Source organism: Prosthecobacter gellanilyticus (assembly GCF_007992435.1).
Taxonomy (GTDB): domain Bacteria; phylum Verrucomicrobiota; class Verrucomicrobiia; order Verrucomicrobiales; family Verrucomicrobiaceae; genus Prosthecobacter; species Prosthecobacter gellanilyticus.
In genome coordinates, this window is record NZ_BKAG01000017.1 from 34,879 (window position 1) to 51,087 (window position 16,209).

Here is a 16,209-nt window from a genome sequence, read left to right on the forward strand (position 1 = left end):
TCCGTGTCTCCCCTCTCCGCGTCTTTCTAGGTCGTGACCCGGCTCTCCACCCACTGCACCGCATAGCGTACCAGTGCTGGCCCATCCGTGATCCCGAGCTTGCCTTTGATGTGCGCGCGATGCGCCTCCACCGTGCGCGCGCTGATGCACAGCTTCTCCGCGATGATCTTCGTCGGCGTGCCTTTGCCAATCATGGCCAGCACTTCGAGTTCACGATCCGTGAGCTGCTCGACACCGGCCGCTCCCGTCTTGCCACGCTGACCCGTCACTTGCTCCAGCATGCGGCTCGCCACGGCTTCACTCACATAGATGCCGCCACCGCGCACCCGCTGGATCGCATGGATCAAGGTCTCCGCAGCCGTCTCTTTCGTGATGTAACCTCGTGCTCCTGCGCGCAATGCACGCTCCGCATACAAGGATTCATCATGCATGGAGAGCACGATCGTCTGCGTCTCTGGATACATCGCATGAATGTCCTTGATCAGCTCCAGACCGCTCTTGTCCGGCAGCGTGATGTCCACGATGGCGATGCAAGGCTTCAGCTTCTCCACGACCTGCAGACCTTCATGCGCGCTGCCTGCCTCGCCACACACGTCCAGCCCAGGCTCCATGCGGATGAGCTGCGCCAGGCCATGCCGCATGATGGGATGATCGTCGATGAGGATGATGCGGCAGGGAGTCATGAGTCAGAACTTGGATGAGGAGAGAGATCAGGCGCGTGGCACTGCACAATGGTGCCGCCCAGAGGATCAGGCATGATCGTCAGCGTGCCGCCGATCATGCGCGCGCGATGATTCATGGTCAGCAGTCCCAGCCCGCTGCCCTGGCGCACATCACCCTCAGGCATGCCACGGCCATTGTCTCGGATCGTCAGCACGATCATGCCATCCTCAAGCTCCAGGCTGAGCTCGATGCGCTCCGCATGACTGTGCTTGATGGCGTTCGCCACCGCCTCCTGGGCGATGCGGTAAAGCTGGGTGGCCGTCTTATTGTCCGCCACCTCGACGGGCAGATCACAGCGGAAAGGACATGAAATGCGGAAGATGCGCTCCGTGCTGCTGGCCAGGTCTGCCAGTGCCGCCATGAGCCCCGCCGCATCCAGCACCACCGGGATCAATCCGCGCGACATCTCCCGCGCACGCACATTCGCACTGGTGATCAGGCGCGCAATCTCCGCTAGCTGCAATGTCTCGGGACTGTTCGAAGCCGTCAACCTCTGATAAACAACCTTGGTTAGGCAGCCGATGGCCGCAAGCTGCTGGCAGAGATCATCATGAATGTCTCTTCCGATGCGCGCCTGCTCCTCCTCGCTGATGGAGAGGATCTTTTCCTCCAGCTTCCGCCGATCCGTGAGATCACGGATGATACCCGTGAAAATGCGTCCCGTTGGCAGCTTCACCTCCCCCACCGAAAGATCGAGCGGGAACGTGCTGCCATCCTTCCGCTTGCCAATCGCCTCGCGCCCGATGCCTATCACCTTGGGCTGGCCCGTGTGCCGGTAGTTCGCCAGATAGGCATCATGCTGCTCACGGTAGGGCGTGGGCATCAACATGGACACGTTCTGACCGATCATCTCCTCGCGCGTGTAGCCGAAGATGCGCTCCGCCGCGGCGTTCACCGTCTCGATGATGCCCCGCTCGCTGATCGTGATGATGGCATTCACCGCCGTCTCCAAAATGCCGTGCACCCGCATCTGGCTGGCTTCCAGCTCTCGATGCAGGTCGGCGATGCTCGGTGTGGGGTCACTCATGCGGCGAGGTTAGTTTGCACAGTCACAGCCTCCATGCCATCACTGCTTTCACGCGCTGTGCGCGAGCGAAAGATCAGCGCCACCAGTGACAGCGTGGCCGCTGAGCTCAGTGGCATGAGAATGGCCGCCAAAAGCGGACTCAAATGCCCCATCAGGGCCGTGATGGCCGTTACCACATTATAGGTCACCGAAAACGCAAACACCAGCCGCACCGCGAGCCGATGCGTGTCCGCGATTCCCAGCAGCCGGCTCATGAAGCGCATGCTGTGACCCAGGAAATAAAAGTCTGCCTTGTGCTCCAGAAAGCTCCTCCCTGAAACCGGGCTGCCCGCGCACAAGGCCGCGTCAAAGGCCAGGCTGTCATTGGCTCCATCGCCAATATACACCGTGTGCGGCGCATCGTGCGCCGTGATCCACGCCGCCTTGTCTCCAGGCGTCAGGCTGTGCTGCCATTCATCACGACGCAACATCAGCTGCGCCGCCGTGGCCGCCACCTTGGCCTCCCGGTCACCACTCAATATCCGTACCTGAAGCCCTCTCTCTCGAAGCGCCGCCATTTCATCACGCGATTCCGCCCGCAGCGCATCCCGAAACCGATACGCCGCGATCACCGCGCCATCGCGAGTAAACACCGCATCCGCAGAAGCGTCCACAGGCCGAGAGAGAGCCCACATCCGGCCATCCGCATCCTGAAAGCTCAGCCCATGTCCCGCCTCCTCCAGGACTTCCGCCTCATGGCTCGCATCAGGCACATGCGCCAGCGCATCAAACAGCGATCGGCTCACGGGATGCAGATTCCCGCTCGTGAGATGACGCAGCGCCTGCTGCGCACATGCATCCAGCTTGTCCAGAGCATCAGCATTCACCAGCACCGGATTCTCCAGCGTCAGCGTTCCTGTCTTGTCAAACACGACTTGGCTCAGTTGCGTGAGCTTCTTCCACAAACCCAGGCTGCGCACAAACACACCATGCCTCTCCGCACGACTCGCGGCGATGTCATCCGCCAGCGGCATGGCCACACCGAGCGCGCACGGGCATGACACCACAAACACCGAGATCATCACCTGCACGGCACGTGTCCAATCATCCGTCGATAGCCACCACCAAAGCCCGCCGATGACTCCCGCCAGCACCACCACGATGAGATAACCGCGCAACAGTCTCTCCAATCGCAGATCACGCGAGTCACCACCACGCCTGGCCTCCAGCAGTGTGCACAGAGTCGACTCCCGCCAAGTCTCCAGAGCAATCGCATGCAGCGCCTGCGTGCCTGCATTCAGCGCGCCGGAAGGCAGAAGCTGTCCCGCAGAGCGCGTGCACGTATCACTCTCTCCATTGATCCACTCCAGGCTGATGCTTGCATGCGCATCCTCCAGCTTTGCCGCCACAGGCACGGCCTGCCCGGCTTTCACGGTGAACTCAGCACCTGCACGCAATTCTCGCAGCAGGCTCTCCTCGGGGATCGATGGATCACGCAAAAGCCTGCGGCGATTCCGCGCCACGGCCATCTGCTGCACCAGCCGGCCTCCGAGCATGAGGAAGATGAACATCGCCACAAAATCAAAGTACTTCAGCCCGCCCTCCCCACACAGCCAGCCAATGATCGATCCCGCATAAGCTGCCAGGATACCCAGCGTGATCGGTGTGTCGATATGCAGCACACCGGCCTGAAGCGCACGCCAGGCACGCATGGCAAAATAACTGCCACCGACCAGCAACGCCAGGGTGGCTGAAGCAGCCGCCACCAGATCAAAGGAACGCGCAAAGGCAAAGTCCGCCGGCATACCAAAGTAAGCGGGTAGCGAGAACGCCATCGCATTCATCGCAAAGGCTCCGCAGAGTCCCGTGCGCCGCTCGAGATCGTTGTCAGCCGCACCTCCTGCATCCGTTCGGGGAGCGCCCAGCAGATACCCGAAGCGCTGCAGCTCCTGTGCAAACTCCACCGGACTGAACTTCCCCGGCTCCCAGCCAAAGCGCAGCTCGCCACGGGTCATGTCCACATGGATCTGCGTGCCGCCCATCTTGGCAAACACACGCTCGATGAGCCAGATGCAGGCCATGCACGAAAGCCCCTGGATGGACACACTCAGCTCGACGGCCGTGCTGTCATTCACTCGCACAGCCTCAGCCGTCTTGCTGGCTGCCTCCAGCCATTCGTAGTCCTGCTCTCGCAAAGCCTGCGCCGATACGGGCGGCACCGCTTGCCCTGCCTTGAGATGATAAAAATGCTCCAGTCCATGCTCATGCAGCATGTGATGCACATGCAGGCAGCCTGAGCAGCAGAACCCATCACTCCGCGTGGCAGGCACCGGAGTTCCGCAGTGTTGGCAGAGGGCACTCATGGTTCGTGTTTCAGTTCAGCGCGTGGCAGCAGCTCGGCACCTCTGTGCTGCTGAAGTCCAGAGTATCACGCAGCCTCCAGGCGAGGATCACCGCCGTGACCAGCGCCAGTCCCCGCTGCAGTTTCTTCATCGTCGCAGGTTGCAGCCGGCCACCCAGCCAGTGCAGGTGTGTCTCCGCGATCCACAGCAGCGGCAGCGTGCCAAGCCCAAAGGACAAGGTGAACTCCGCGCCGCGCACGCTGCTACCATTTGCCAGCGCCAGCGCAAACACCATGTACAAGGGCCCGCAGGGCAGCAGCGGAGTCGCAAAGCCCAGCAGGCTCGCCCGCACACCACCTTTGAGCCGGAAGGCCGCTGTCTGCACCCTGCGCAGCCCGCGGCTCAGCAGACGCGGCTTCGGCAGCCACGCATCCAGCCCCAGGCCAACGATGACAAAAGCCAGCACCATCAACCACGGCAGCACGATGCCCGCGCCATGCTGGAAAAACCCGAGAGGCACGCTGCCCACACCACCCGCGATGGCTCCCACAATGCTATAAGAGAGCAGTCGCGCCGCATGATAGAACGCTGTGTTGCGCATGAAGCCACCATCCTTCGATGAGATGGCCCAGGAGCATGAGAGCGGTCCGCACATGCCCACGCAGTGCACACTGGTCACGATGCCCGCCATGAAGGCTGCGGCGCTGGTGTCGATCTGCATCATGGATGAACAGGCGCCACCTTCACCAGCGGCACGGACTCAGGTTGGTTGTGATAGGCGATGTAGAACAGCGTCGACCAGGCGCTGAGCAGCACCAGAAAGGCCAGCACCACCCAGAGCCATGGCCTGGAGGCGATGACGCCGTGGGGAAGCACCCCATCACTGCTGGAGGTATTGTCGGGCATCGAGGTAGGCATCAGAATTGAGCCGTGGATCCGGCCCGGTGTACTCAAAGGGTTTCGTGACGTAGCTTTTGGCATCCGCCGTGTCCGTCACTCGCAGGCTGATCATGAACGGCTTGGTGAAGCCCGTCTGCGGCAGCGTGATCATCAGCGGCTTCAATTCTTCACCGAGGGCGGAGATCGTGATCGGCGCATCTGCCCCTGCCGCTGCAAGGCCCGCTGGCAGATCACCCTCCATGGCCAGGGTGAAGGTGCGTGCCTCATTGCGCTTGTTGATCAGGCGGACGAGAAACTGATTCCTCAGCACACCGGCATTCACATAGTAGGGCGATCCTTGCATCCTCAGGACATTCGCGCGCAGAGGTTCGATGCGGTTCGCGGCGTAACCAAAAACACCCAAGCCGAGCAGCAGCAACGCCGTGTAAAGAATGGTCCTGCCGCGCACGAAGCGCGTCTTCCCGCCCATGAAGGCCACGAAGGACGAATAGCGCACCAGCCCGGGCTTCCGCCCCAGCTTCAGCATGATGTCATCGCAAGCATCCACACAGGCCGCGCAGCCGATGCACTCCATCTGCAGGCCGTTGCGGATGTCGATGCCCGTGGGGCACACCTGCACGCAGCGCAGGCAGTTCACACAATCACCCGCGCCTTTCATGTCCACCTTGCCTCGCGGCTCGCCACGCTTCTTGTCATAGCCGATCGTCACCGTGTGGTCATCGCTCAAGGCGGATTGAATGCGGCCATAGGGGCAAAGGATCACGCAGAACTGCTCACGAAACCAGCTGAAGGCTCCGTAGAAACCTGCCGTGATCACCGTCATCACGCCAAAGGCCACCGCATGCTTCTGCGGAGACTCCTGCATCATGTCATACAGCCCGCGCAGCGAGACGAAGTAGCTCAGAAACACATGTGCCACGATCAGTGACACGATCACATACAGCGCATGCTTGACCACCCGTCGCGTGATCTTCCCCACACCCCAAGGCGCCGCGTCCAGCCTCCGCCGCGCCGCGGCATCCCCATCGATCATCCGCTCAATGCGGCGATACACATGCTCCAGAAACACCGTGTAAGGGCAGGTCCATCCACACCACACACGTCCAAAGAAAGCCGTGACGTAAAACAGCCCAAAGCCCAGCCCCGTGACCAGGAAGAATCCCACCCACAGATCCTGCACGGCCAGTGTCAGCCCCATGAAGTGAAACCGGCGGTTCAGCACATCCAGAAACACGGCTGGATAGCCATTCACGGGAATCCATGGCAGCGCCACATAGATCACCATCAGCAGCAGCGCGACGAGCCTGCGTGCGCGGGTGAACTTCCCGCTCACATCCGCCGGGTGCAGCGTCTTCTTCCGGCCATCCTCATGGATGGAGCCAAGCGTGACGAGATTGGGACGGTTGACAGGCATGACTGGTGGTTACTTGGCAGGCGGCGAATCCGGGGCGCGGGTGATGGGCTCGCCCTCCTGGTGATGACTCAGCACAAAGGCCACCACCTCCCCCACGCGCTGCATTCCCAGCACGCCTTCCCAGGCGGCCATGCCCTTCGTGACGTCAGGTGATCCCCTGCGTACAATCTTGAAGATCTCCAGCGGTGTGCCGCCGTGCTTCCACTCCTGATCACTCAGCGGCAGTCCAGGCAGCTTCGCTCCGGCCAGAGTGCCGCTCAGATCCGGCGCATGGCAGGTCACGCACATGCCCGGTGTCATGAAGGTGGCCTTGCCTGCTTCCACGATCTTCGGGTCACGGGACATCTCCCAGAGCTGCGCATCGCTGATGCTTTCCATCTGCTTCTCGCGCGCGGTCTGCATCTCCGCCATGGCCTGGTCAATCGCCACCGTGTCACTGCTGCCATAGCCTAACTGATAGTAAAACAACCAGTGGCCCACAAACCAGGCGATGGCCATGTAGAGCGTGAAGAGCCACCACCTCGGCAGCTTCTGGTCATACTCCTGGATGCCGTCGTAGACGTGCTCGCGCAGCACGGGCTCGGAGGGTGCGGAAGGTTTCTTCGTGTCCATGGCTTGGGGTTATTCGAGAGGCAGGTTGGACATGCGCCGCGCCTTCTCCTTCCTCAGCAGCAACCCGCGCAGGGTCATGATGCCAAAGACCGTCACCGTGGTGATGAAGGAGACGACCGGCACGATCACGTGCCAGTGTTCGTAAATGATGCGCTTGTACATGGGGCTTAGTTGGCCAGGGGTGGCGAGGCTTTGCGGACACTGTCCGGGATCACCGGCTTCAGCGGGAAGGGCAGGCCTGGCTTCGGCAGTTCCTGGATCGCCTCCTCTTCGACAGCATCGAACTGGCCCAGCTTTTGCAGGTAGGCGATGACGGCCACCATCTCGCTGTCAGGCCGTACGACGATGTTCGATTTCTTCAGCTCCGTGGCGATCTTCGCCCCCTGCTCCAGCGCCTTCATCTTGATCTCCGTGGCATCCATCGGCGGATACGGCGCGCCGAGCTGGCGCATAACCGCGATCTTCTTCGGCAGCGTCTTCTGATCAAAGGCCTTGTCCTTCAGGTGCGCGTAGCTCGGCATGTTCGACTGCGGAGACATGCTGCGCGGATTCATCATATGCTCGTAGTGCCAGGAATCGGGGCGCACACCGCCTTCACGCGCCAGATCAGGCCCCGTGCGCTTGGATCCCCACTGGAAGGGGTGATCATAAATGCTCTCGCCGAGACGTGAATAGTCACCGTAGCGCATCACATCCGGCACCAGCGTGCGGATCATCTGCGAGTGGCAGTTGTAGCAGCCTTCGCTCACATAGATGTCACGGCCCACAAGCTCCAGCGGCTCATACAGCTTCTGCACACGATCCTCCACGTTCTTCGCATTGTTCACCGTCACCGTCGGCACGATCTGCAGCAACCCGCCGATCACCACCGCCACGAAAGTCAGCACCGTGAAGGGCAGATAGTTGCTCAGCAGCTTGTCATACCAGCCGGCCCAGTTCTCGCTGTTCTGCGTGGCACGGCGGATGGCCATGAAAGTGAAGATGACCGTGCCCACCAGCGCCGCCACATCCGCACCCGGAGGCAGGAAGATCCAGCCCATGAGCAGGAACAGCGCGCCGAGCGTGCAGGTCGTGGGCGCGTTGAAGAAAGTCTCCTTCACGCCCATCGTGTCTCCCGATCCGCGCTGGATCACGGCCACCTCGCGCACTTCATTCACCGGCTTGCCGCTGCGGATGGTCTTCCACAGGTTCACGATCATCACAATCCAGCCCACCAGGAACATCGCACCGCCGATCACGCGCAGCCCCATCAGAGGGCGAATGGCCTGCAGCGTGTCCAGAAAGGTGTTCTTCAGCGCCAGTCCATCAGCGGTCACCTGGTTCAGCATCAGCCCCTGCATGATGCCGCTGATCCACATGGCCACCACGTAGAGCAGGATGCCCAGCGTGCCGATCCAGAAGTGGAAGTTCGCCATGCTGGTGGAGTAAAGTTTGGTATTCCACAGCCTCGGCGCCAGCCAGTAAAACATGCCCGCCGCCATGAAGCCATTCCAGCCCAGAGCGCCCGCATGCACATGACCAATGGTCCAGTCCGAGTAGTGCGAGAGCGAGTTCACCGCACGGATCGAAAGCAGCGGCCCCTCAAAGGTGGCCATGCCGTAGAAGGTCACACCTGCGATGAAGAACTTGATCACCGGATCCGTGCGCAGCTTGTCCCACGCGCCCCGCAAAGTGAGCAGGCCGTTGAGCATGCCGCCCCAGCTCGGTGCCCACAGCATGAGGCTGAAGAACATGCCCAGCATCTGCAGCCACTTCGGCAGCGCTGTATTCAGCAAGTGATGCGGTCCCGCCCAGATGTACAGAAACACCAGTGACCAGAAGTGCACGATCGACAGGCGATAAGAGTACACCGGCCTCTCCGCTGCCTTCGGCAGGAAGTAGTACATGATGCCCAGGATCGGAGTCGTCAGGAAGAAGGCGACCGCATTGTGCCCATACCACCACTGCACCAGCGCATCCTGCACGCCGCCAAAGATGCCGTAGCTATGAGTCCAGCTCGTCGGGATCGACAGATGGTTCACGATGTAGAGCATCGCCACCGTCACGATCGTGGCGATGTAGAACCACAGCGCCACATACAGGCTCGGCTCGTTCCGCTTGTGCAACGTGAGGAAGAAGTTCACGCCAAACACCACCCAGATCACCGCCACGGCCACATTGATGGGCCAGATCAACTCCGCGTATTCCTTGCCACGTGAGAAGCCCAGGGGCAGAGAGACCGCCGCCGCGATGATGATGAGCTGCCAGCCCCAGAAGTGAATCGATGAGAGCGTATCATTGCCCATGCGGCATTTGCACAGGCGCTGCGTGGAGTAGTAGATGCCCGCGAACATCATGTTCCCCACGAAGGCGAAGATGGCCGCATTGGTGTGCAGCGGGCGCAGACGGCCAAAGGTCAGCCACTCCTTGAGATTCAGCTCGTGGTAGTTCAGCTGGCTCGCAATGAACACACCAGCGAGCATCGCCACGGCGCCAAAGATCACCGAGGCCAGCAGGAACTGGCGCACGACCTTGTCATTGTATTCGACGGGAACTTTAGCAGCTGCGGTGGCGTTCATGAGAGAGGGGGCGGCTCGCGGCCGGGATCACTCCACATCCGGCATCATCGAGCGGCAGCAGCGCCACTTGCTCGAGGCTTGCACGTCGCTTTTGCGCACGCTCTGCCAGAAACAGCGCCGCAAACAAGACGGCGAACATGAGGCTGACGAAGATGGTGACGGCAAAGACTTCCATGGGATGGTGCGGAGACCCGGCTCACGCTTGCTGCCAAGAAAGCGCAGCTCGTTCCTCACGGCTCCACTCTCCTTGCCAATGCCTGCCCTCATCTTGCGCAAAGGCCCCGCAACTCACGTTGCGAGGCCTTGCCAATATTGCTTCAAGGATAGGCTTATTCCGCCTTCTTGGGGCGATTCAGCACATCATCCTTCGTCGTCGCCACCACGGCGATGACCTTGCCGATCATCTCATCACTGATCTTCAGGTCCTTCAGGGTCGCCACCAGGTTCTCGGCGATGGCATTGAAGTGCTCCTCCTTGATCTCCATGCCTGCGTGAGCCTTGCGCATGTCCTTGCCAGTCCATGGCAGAGGGCCTCCGAGCGCTGCGGAGAGGAACTCCTTCTGCTTCCGGCGCTGCTTCTCCATGCTCACATCATCAAAGAAGTGCTTCACACGCTCATCCGCCAGCACCTTGACGTAAAAGGCCTCCACGGCGGCATCGATGGCGGCCTTGCCACCGAGCTGCTGATACAGGCTCTCGGCGCGCGCCTTCTCCCACTGCGTCTTGCAGGCCTCTTCCGCGAAGGCCCAGGTTCGGCCCTCATACACCACGGTGATCGCCGGGTTCACGGCCTTGTTGCTGACAGGGCAGAGGGTGTTCGCTTGGGTCTCGCCTGCAATGCTGGCTGGATCGAGGGCCAGCGCGGCATTCACGAGCAGGGACAGAACCAGGATAACGCTGGCACAGTAAGAAAGAATCAGTTTCATGGTTGGGTGGTTGGAAACCCATAACGTCGTTCATCCACGACCTAACCAACCCGCTCTTGTGCGACAGTGTCCCAGAATTGTCCTCACTGCTCTTCAACCGAGAGTCGGAAGAAGCGGCGCGTGCCGTCCAATGGCACCACAAACTGGCGCGTCGGGTTTGAGGGCGCAGCAGGAAGCCCGTTGTTCCCCACCACATCCCAGATCGACCAGCTGGTGAAGTCCGTCGTCGTCTGCACACGCATCAGGCGGCCTTGTAGGTTGGGGAACTGGATCGCCACATTGCCGGACGAGACGGTGATCTCAGGTTTCAAGATCGAAGCTCCGTTCAAAGGATGCGTCATCGCCAGGAACTCATCGCGATTGCTCACGCCATCACCATCCGCATCGAAGTTCGGATCACTCTGTGGACTGCTGGAGCTGCCAAACTGCGCCAGCCTCCATTCCGCATAGCTCTGACGGCCTGCGATGGAGTTGATCCAGTCCATCACCACCTGCACACCTTCCGGATCCACCACCGCAGTGGCCAGCGGCGGCATGCGCGTGTAACCATTGGAGGCGCTGAGACGGTTCCAGATCACACTCGCCGTGTTGTCACCGCGCACGATGGCCCGATGATGCGCCGCCTGCACATTGCCCACATGAGCATCGATCAAGGTCGTTTGTGTGAGAGACAGCTCTGGCCGCATGTCAAAGGCACCGATGCCCGTGCCACCGTATTGATGGCAATACGAGCAGTTCACCGCCAGCCATGAGCGCGCACGCGTCTCCAAAGTCTGTGAGCTGTCTGTCGGCGTGGCATATTTTGGCAGGCTATTGAACTGAACCGGCGCATTGCTCAGGTAGCCAGCGTTCTTCATCAGCTCCAGGAAGTTCCCCGAGACTCCGCCCAGCGTGCCTGGATGATTGAGCTGCCTTGTTTCAAAGCTCAGACCATGACCACCCGCAGGTGTATGACAGGCGAGACACTCCGAGCGGCTCGGGATGCGCCAGTGCTGCACCGTCGGCGTGCCGCTGATGGTGATGTTCATGTCAAAATCCGCACCGCCATCATCCACCAGGAAGGCTTCTGTTCCTGCGTCATTCCAGCGATAGCTCACGCCATAGCTCCCCGTGGCGTTCTTCACCAGCAGACGAGTCTCCAGCCGCTTCGCGGTTGCGGGATTGCCTCGCGTCTGATCCATGTCGAAGTGTTTGATGAAGAGCGCGCCGGTTGGCAGGTTCCAGTTGCCTTCCTCGACATAACCAAAGGTGTCACTGTTATTCGGCAGCATGAACCAACGGGATTTGCGAGCGTAGTCGCTCCAGAAGGCCAGGTTGACATCATAGCGCTCGATGCCCGGGTTGAAGGAAAGATCGCTAAGATCGGAAAAGAGCCCCGTGTCACTCAGCTTCGCCGGGAAGCTTGTGTCCACGGTCTGTGTGGTGAGACGGCGCACCTTGCCATCACCATAGTCGAGCATGAGGATGTCACCCGTGGCCGGATCAGGATCCAGCATGAAGGCCACCACACCGGCCTCACCCGTGATGCGCTCCACGGTCGGAGGGTTCACCCCATTGCGTGTCAGAGACCAGATGTGACCGCTGACAAAGTCGCCGAAGATGTATTTGCCCGTGAGAGTCGGATAGCGAGTGCCGCGATACACCAGACCACCCGTGACGCTCTTGCCTTCCAGCACGCCGCCGCCGTGGAAGTAGGTCCAAAGTGGTGCCGTGGGTGAGAAACCTCCAGGAGGACTGGTGCGCGGACCTTGCGCGTTCCCTTCAAAGTAGCCCCAACCATAATTGCTACCAGGCGTGATGACATTCACCTCTTCCCAGGAATCCAGACCCACCTCACCGCCCCACATCTCATAGGGTGCCTGCGGATCCCAGCTGAACTGCCAGGGATTGCGGAAGCCGATGGCGTAGATCTCGGTGCGCAGCGTGCCGGTAAGTGCGAGACCATTGAAGGTCGTGGCGCCGACAAAGGGATTGTTCGCCGGAACCTTGAAGTAGGCCACGCCGCCATTCAACGCGATGGCTGAATGTGCGTTCGGCTCGAGGTTGCCTGGCAGACGATCCACATCAATGCGGAAGATGCCCGCCCAGAAATCCTTGTCGATGCGCTGCGAGTTGCTGTTGCCATCGTTGAGGCCGCCTGCATCACCTGCAGACCAGTAGAGATAGCCATCCGGCCCGAAATGGCAGGAGTCGATGTTATGAATGCTGGAGGGATTCGCCTGTGTGACGAAGGGCTGTTCGCTAGCGACATCGCCAAGATCGAGATTTCCATTCACCGCGGTGAAGCGGGCCACGCGGGCATACTTGGCACCACTGATGAGGAAGTTGTAGGTGACGAAGACCTGCCGGTTCGTCGCGAAATTCGGATGCAGCGCGAGCCCCTTCAAACCAAGCTCATTGCCATCATCCTCAAAGTCTTCCGTCGCACGCGGATTGACCACGGCAGCGACATCGAGAAACAACTGTTTGGTAGGCGTGGCTGCGTGGATATTCGGAATGAGCCAGATCTTGCCATTACGTTCACCGACCAGGACCTTGTCCGTGCTGCCAGGCACCGCACTGAAGCAGCTTGGCGCGGTGAAGTTGATTCCGGGCGTGGAGTCCACCACCGCAAGACCTGTCGCCGGCGCTGTCAACGGCACCACGCTCGTGGCATTGGCGATCCGCAGGTTCGACGTGAAATTGAAGGTCACTGTCGTCGGAGCCGAGTTCTGCCCATTCAGGCCGAGCAGACGATAGGTCAGTGTGTCATTCGCAGGCGTGCCCGTGGTGTGATGGTAGAAGATGCGGCCGCTGCCATCCACACTCGCGGTTCCGCTCGTCGGAGGTGTGACGATCTCCACACTCCCTGCGCCAGCATCATTGCGGCGCACATCGAGCAGCGCCTTCTTCGTATGCCGCATCGTCACCGTATCCGGGAAAGCTGTCGGCGGACCGAAGGCACTTTGCAGGCTGCGCCAGCTCGTGCCAGCAGCCACATTGTCCCAGGTCGTGGCAGCAGATCCACCCGAGGCGAGACGCAGCCCAGTGATCCAATTCCCACCCGTGTAAGGGCGCTGTGCCACAGGTGTGTTGGATGCCTCTGGAAGATTCAGATTCGGATTCACCCACATCGTCAGCTTGTCTGCCGTGAGATCCAGCTTCGCGACGACGGTGTAGTTCTGTCCATCCACCGGAGCGACACCCGAGTAGGTGTGACCGCTGGCCAGATCATGGATGGCAAACTCACGCACACCGGAGGTCGGGTTCACCGCAAAGGGCACGCCGAAGAGGAAGCGCTCATTGCCGAAATCATAGAGGGACATGCCGCTCCACGCAGCACCGGCACTGCGGCTCATTTCAAAGCGCACATACACACCCTGGAACGCAGACGTGGCGGCGTCATTGATGGCACCTTCAGCCTCCACACCATTGAACTGACGGACCGCACCATTCTCCCAGGTGGTCAGCTTGTTCGTCGTGATCACCGGCGAACCAAAAGAGACATCCCAGTCGCTAACGTCATTGCTGTAAACCGGTGGCACCGTGTTTTGGAAATCCCAATGCTCGCCCCCTTTGCGCAGCGCGACGGGTCCGTCCGCATAGGTGAAGGTATCGCCACCGATGATGAGATCCGTGCCAGTCGTTGCGGTAGAAGTCGGATACGTGATGCCCTGCACCGCGCCCCAGCTGGTGGCCACGACCAACTTGTCCCAGTAGGTCGGCGAATCACCACCGGAGCCGAAACGAATGGCGGTTGTCGCATTGGCAAAAGCCAGCGTGGCTGAGGGTGCTGGCTCGCCTTGCGTCAGATCCGGATTCACATAGATGGAGGCGAGACCTGCCGCGTAGTCCACCTTGGCCACGATCTGATATTTCAATCCCGCCACCGGTGCCATGCCCGTGTAACTCCACTGGTTCGCACCCAGATTGTGAATGCCGATCTCACGGCGGTTGCTGGAGGGATTCAGCGCAAACGGCACGCCAAACATGAGACGTTCCGTGTTGTTCTCATAGAGGCTCAGGCCGCTCCATGAGACATTCGCCGCGCTGCGGTTCATCTCGAAGCGATAGTACAAGGTCTTGTACTGCGAGGTTCCGGCGCTGCTGAAAGTGCCATTGGCTTCCGTGGCATTGAACTCACGCTTCACGCTGGTATTCCAGGTCGCGAGACGGTTGGAGAAGATATAAGGAAAACCATCCACGTTGTCCCAGTTGCTGGCGACCTGTGTGTGACCCACAAAGGCATCACCGTTCTGGTTGTCGAAATCAAAGCCCGTGCCGCTGTCGTGGCCGACGATGTTACCATCGCCGTAATCAAAATTGTCCATGCCGACAATTTGGTTAGGTCCGGTGGCAGTGATGTTTTGCGGATAGGCACGCTGCAGCGCTTTCCAGCTGGTGCCCACGGTCACATCATCCCAGGTCGTGGCGGCGCCGCCACCGCTGCCGAGCCGGACAGCACTGCTCCAGCTATCGCTGATGTACGTACGCACCGCATTCGGCGCGCTTTCCGGCTGCGTGAGGTCGGGGTTCACCCAGAGCGATATCTTGTCGTTCAAGAAGTCGACCTTGGCCACGAGCGTGTAGGTCTGCCCATCCACGACGGGGATGCCTGTGTAAGACGTGCCGTTCTCACCGATGGCAAACTCACGCACGCCGCTGGTCGGGTTGGGATCAAACGCGACTCCGAAGAAGACACGCTCATTGGCAAAGTCATACGAGCTCACGCCGCTCCATGTGGCGCCAGCAGCACGGGTCATCTGCACACGGTAGTACACGGCCTTGTAACGGCTGCCTCCGTCCTGATTGATCGAGCCATTGATCTCCGAAGGCGAGCCATACTCGCGTTTCGCGGCGGAATCCTGCGTCGTCAGCTTGTTCGTCGCGATGGTCGGCGTGCCAAACACCGCATCCCAGGTGGAGGGGGCCGCATGGGTATAACCAATGAAGGCGTTGTTGTTCGTCGTGTTGTCGAAATCCCAGTTCGTGCCGCCGTTGCGATTCGCGATGGCCCCGTTTGCATAGGTGAAACTGTCCGAGCCAATGATGACGTTGTTCCCGGCCACAGCCACCGGATTCGGATCCTGCATGCTCGCGAGCTGGATGCGGAAGGAATCAAGCGCCACGCCATCTTCACGACCGACGATTCGCAGCGTGTAGATGCCGCTACCAGGGATGGTGAAGGTCATGGCATTCTGCGCAGGCGCGGCCACGTTGGCCTCCGCCTCGCCGCTGCCATCCCAGTTCTGCTGACCAAAATCCGAGGTCGTGTGATTGTAGTCCTCATACCAGTCCGGGTTCGTGCCTCCCACACCATCCGCGAGTTCGGTGATGCCTGCATAGATGGAGTCTGAAGCGCCATCATGCCCGTCCCAGCGCAGATACAGACGATAGGTCCCCGGCACGGTGAACTGCACGTAGTAGTCGATCGAAGGTCCCGAACCTGCGCCCGAATAAGGCACGGAACCCGGGCCATTGTCCGGTTGCACCTGCATGAAGAGATTTCCCGTGCCGGTGGCATTCTCAAAGGTCACGCCTGTGGGTACCACCGCATTCGTAGGAGCCTCCAGCCACTGGTCGCCGTTCGCAGTGGCCTTGGCGTGGTAGTCCTCCGCCTGACCTTCCACCACTCCACCCGTCACCACATAGGGCGACGAAGGCGGCAGCAGCCCGGCAGAGGCCGTGGACGCAAGCAGCAGGAAGAGATAGGGGCGCGCGAAAGACATGGTCAGGATCGGGCGACGGG

The 16,209-nt window shown here is 60.6% G+C and carries 12 protein-coding genes; all 12 read right to left on the reverse strand.

Annotated elements, in window-relative coordinates:
• Positions 1–26: 26 nt before the first annotated feature.
• Entirely contained in the window at positions 27–683 is a 657-nt protein-coding gene (locus BGE01nite_RS13225) for a response regulator (RefSeq protein WP_146850948.1), read from the reverse strand.
• Entirely contained in the window at positions 680–1,750 is a 1,071-nt protein-coding gene (locus tag BGE01nite_RS13230; protein ID WP_146850949.1) for a sensor histidine kinase, read from the reverse strand. The genes BGE01nite_RS13225 and BGE01nite_RS13230 overlap by 4 nt, the downstream gene beginning before the upstream one ends.
• A complete protein-coding gene (locus BGE01nite_RS13235) occupies positions 1,747–4,092 on the reverse strand; it encodes a heavy metal translocating P-type ATPase metal-binding domain-containing protein (RefSeq protein ID WP_146850950.1) in 2,346 nt (781 codons plus the stop codon). The genes BGE01nite_RS13230 and BGE01nite_RS13235 overlap by 4 nt, the downstream gene beginning before the upstream one ends.
• Before the next feature lie 10 nt (positions 4,093–4,102).
• On the reverse strand, positions 4,103–4,795 hold the full coding sequence (locus BGE01nite_RS13240; protein ID WP_146850951.1) for a sulfite exporter TauE/SafE family protein: 693 nt from the start codon (positions 4,793–4,795) through the stop codon (positions 4,103–4,105).
• The gene (locus BGE01nite_RS13245; protein WP_146850952.1) at positions 4,792–4,977 is read right to left on the reverse strand and encodes a hypothetical protein; all 186 of its coding nucleotides are present in this window, start codon (positions 4,975–4,977) and stop codon (positions 4,792–4,794) included. Before BGE01nite_RS13245 ends, BGE01nite_RS13240 begins: the two co-directional genes overlap by 4 nt.
• Complete coding sequence (gene ccoG, locus BGE01nite_RS13250; RefSeq protein WP_146850953.1) at positions 4,952–6,385, reverse strand: cytochrome c oxidase accessory protein CcoG; 1,434 nt, start codon at positions 6,383–6,385, stop codon at positions 4,952–4,954. The genes BGE01nite_RS13245 and ccoG overlap by 26 nt, the downstream gene beginning before the upstream one ends.
• 9 nt (positions 6,386–6,394) lie before the next feature.
• The gene (locus tag BGE01nite_RS13255; protein WP_146850954.1) at positions 6,395–6,997 is read right to left on the reverse strand and encodes a cbb3-type cytochrome c oxidase N-terminal domain-containing protein; all 603 of its coding nucleotides are present in this window, start codon (positions 6,995–6,997) and stop codon (positions 6,395–6,397) included.
• A 9-nt stretch (positions 6,998–7,006) separates the two neighbouring features.
• Positions 7,007–7,159 carry a hypothetical protein gene (locus tag BGE01nite_RS28990; RefSeq protein WP_170266772.1) on the reverse strand — a complete coding sequence of 51 codons (153 nt, stop codon included), beginning with the start codon at positions 7,157–7,159 and terminating at the stop codon, positions 7,007–7,009.
• 5 nt (positions 7,160–7,164) lie between these two features.
• Positions 7,165–9,555, reverse strand: coding sequence for a cytochrome-c oxidase, cbb3-type subunit I (ccoN, locus tag BGE01nite_RS13260; RefSeq protein WP_146850955.1), 2,391 nt, complete (start codon positions 9,553–9,555; stop codon positions 7,165–7,167).
• The gene (locus BGE01nite_RS13265; RefSeq protein ID WP_146850956.1) at positions 9,533–9,730 is read right to left on the reverse strand and encodes a hypothetical protein; all 198 of its coding nucleotides are present in this window, start codon (positions 9,728–9,730) and stop codon (positions 9,533–9,535) included. The genes ccoN and BGE01nite_RS13265 overlap by 23 nt, the downstream gene beginning before the upstream one ends.
• Before the next feature lie 154 nt (positions 9,731–9,884).
• Positions 9,885–10,481, reverse strand: coding sequence for a group I truncated hemoglobin (locus tag BGE01nite_RS13270; protein ID WP_146850957.1), 597 nt, complete (start codon positions 10,479–10,481; stop codon positions 9,885–9,887).
• Positions 10,482–10,564: 83 nt separating this feature from the next.
• Positions 10,565–16,189 carry a PQQ-dependent sugar dehydrogenase gene (locus tag BGE01nite_RS13275; RefSeq protein ID WP_146850958.1) on the reverse strand — a complete coding sequence of 1,875 codons (5,625 nt, stop codon included), beginning with the start codon at positions 16,187–16,189 and terminating at the stop codon, positions 10,565–10,567.
• Between the last annotated feature and the right edge of the window lie 20 nt (positions 16,190–16,209).

What these genes read in the sequence shown, in the direction of transcription:
- BGE01nite_RS13230 (WP_146850949.1), bottom strand. Translation starts at nt 1,750, where the DNA reads ATGAGTGACCCCACACCGAGCATCGCCGACCTGCATCGAGAGCTGGAA.
- BGE01nite_RS13235 (WP_146850950.1), bottom strand. Translation starts at nt 4,092, where the DNA reads ATGAGTGCCCTCTGCCAACACTGCGGAACTCCGGTGCCTGCCACGCGG.
- BGE01nite_RS13225 (WP_146850948.1), bottom strand. Translation starts at nt 683, where the DNA reads ATGACTCCCTGCCGCATCATCCTCATCGACGATCATCCCATCATGCGG.
- BGE01nite_RS13275 (WP_146850958.1), bottom strand. Translation starts at nt 16,189, where the DNA reads ATGTCTTTCGCGCGCCCCTATCTCTTCCTGCTGCTTGCGTCCACGGCC.
- BGE01nite_RS13265 (WP_146850956.1), bottom strand. Translation starts at nt 9,730, where the DNA reads ATGGAAGTCTTTGCCGTCACCATCTTCGTCAGCCTCATGTTCGCCGTC.
- ccoN (WP_146850955.1), bottom strand. Translation starts at nt 9,555, where the DNA reads ATGAACGCCACCGCAGCTGCTAAAGTTCCCGTCGAATACAATGACAAG.
- BGE01nite_RS13240 (WP_146850951.1), bottom strand. Translation starts at nt 4,795, where the DNA reads ATGATGCAGATCGACACCAGCGCCGCAGCCTTCATGGCGGGCATCGTG.
- BGE01nite_RS13255 (WP_146850954.1), bottom strand. Translation starts at nt 6,997, where the DNA reads ATGGACACGAAGAAACCTTCCGCACCCTCCGAGCCCGTGCTGCGCGAG.
- BGE01nite_RS13245 (WP_146850952.1), bottom strand. Translation starts at nt 4,977, where the DNA reads ATGCCCGACAATACCTCCAGCAGTGATGGGGTGCTTCCCCACGGCGTC.
- ccoG (WP_146850953.1), bottom strand. Translation starts at nt 6,385, where the DNA reads ATGCCTGTCAACCGTCCCAATCTCGTCACGCTTGGCTCCATCCATGAG.
- BGE01nite_RS28990 (WP_170266772.1), bottom strand. Translation starts at nt 7,159, where the DNA reads ATGTACAAGCGCATCATTTACGAACACTGGCACGTGATCGTGCCGGTC.
- BGE01nite_RS13270 (WP_146850957.1), bottom strand. Translation starts at nt 10,481, where the DNA reads ATGAAACTGATTCTTTCTTACTGTGCCAGCGTTATCCTGGTTCTGTCC.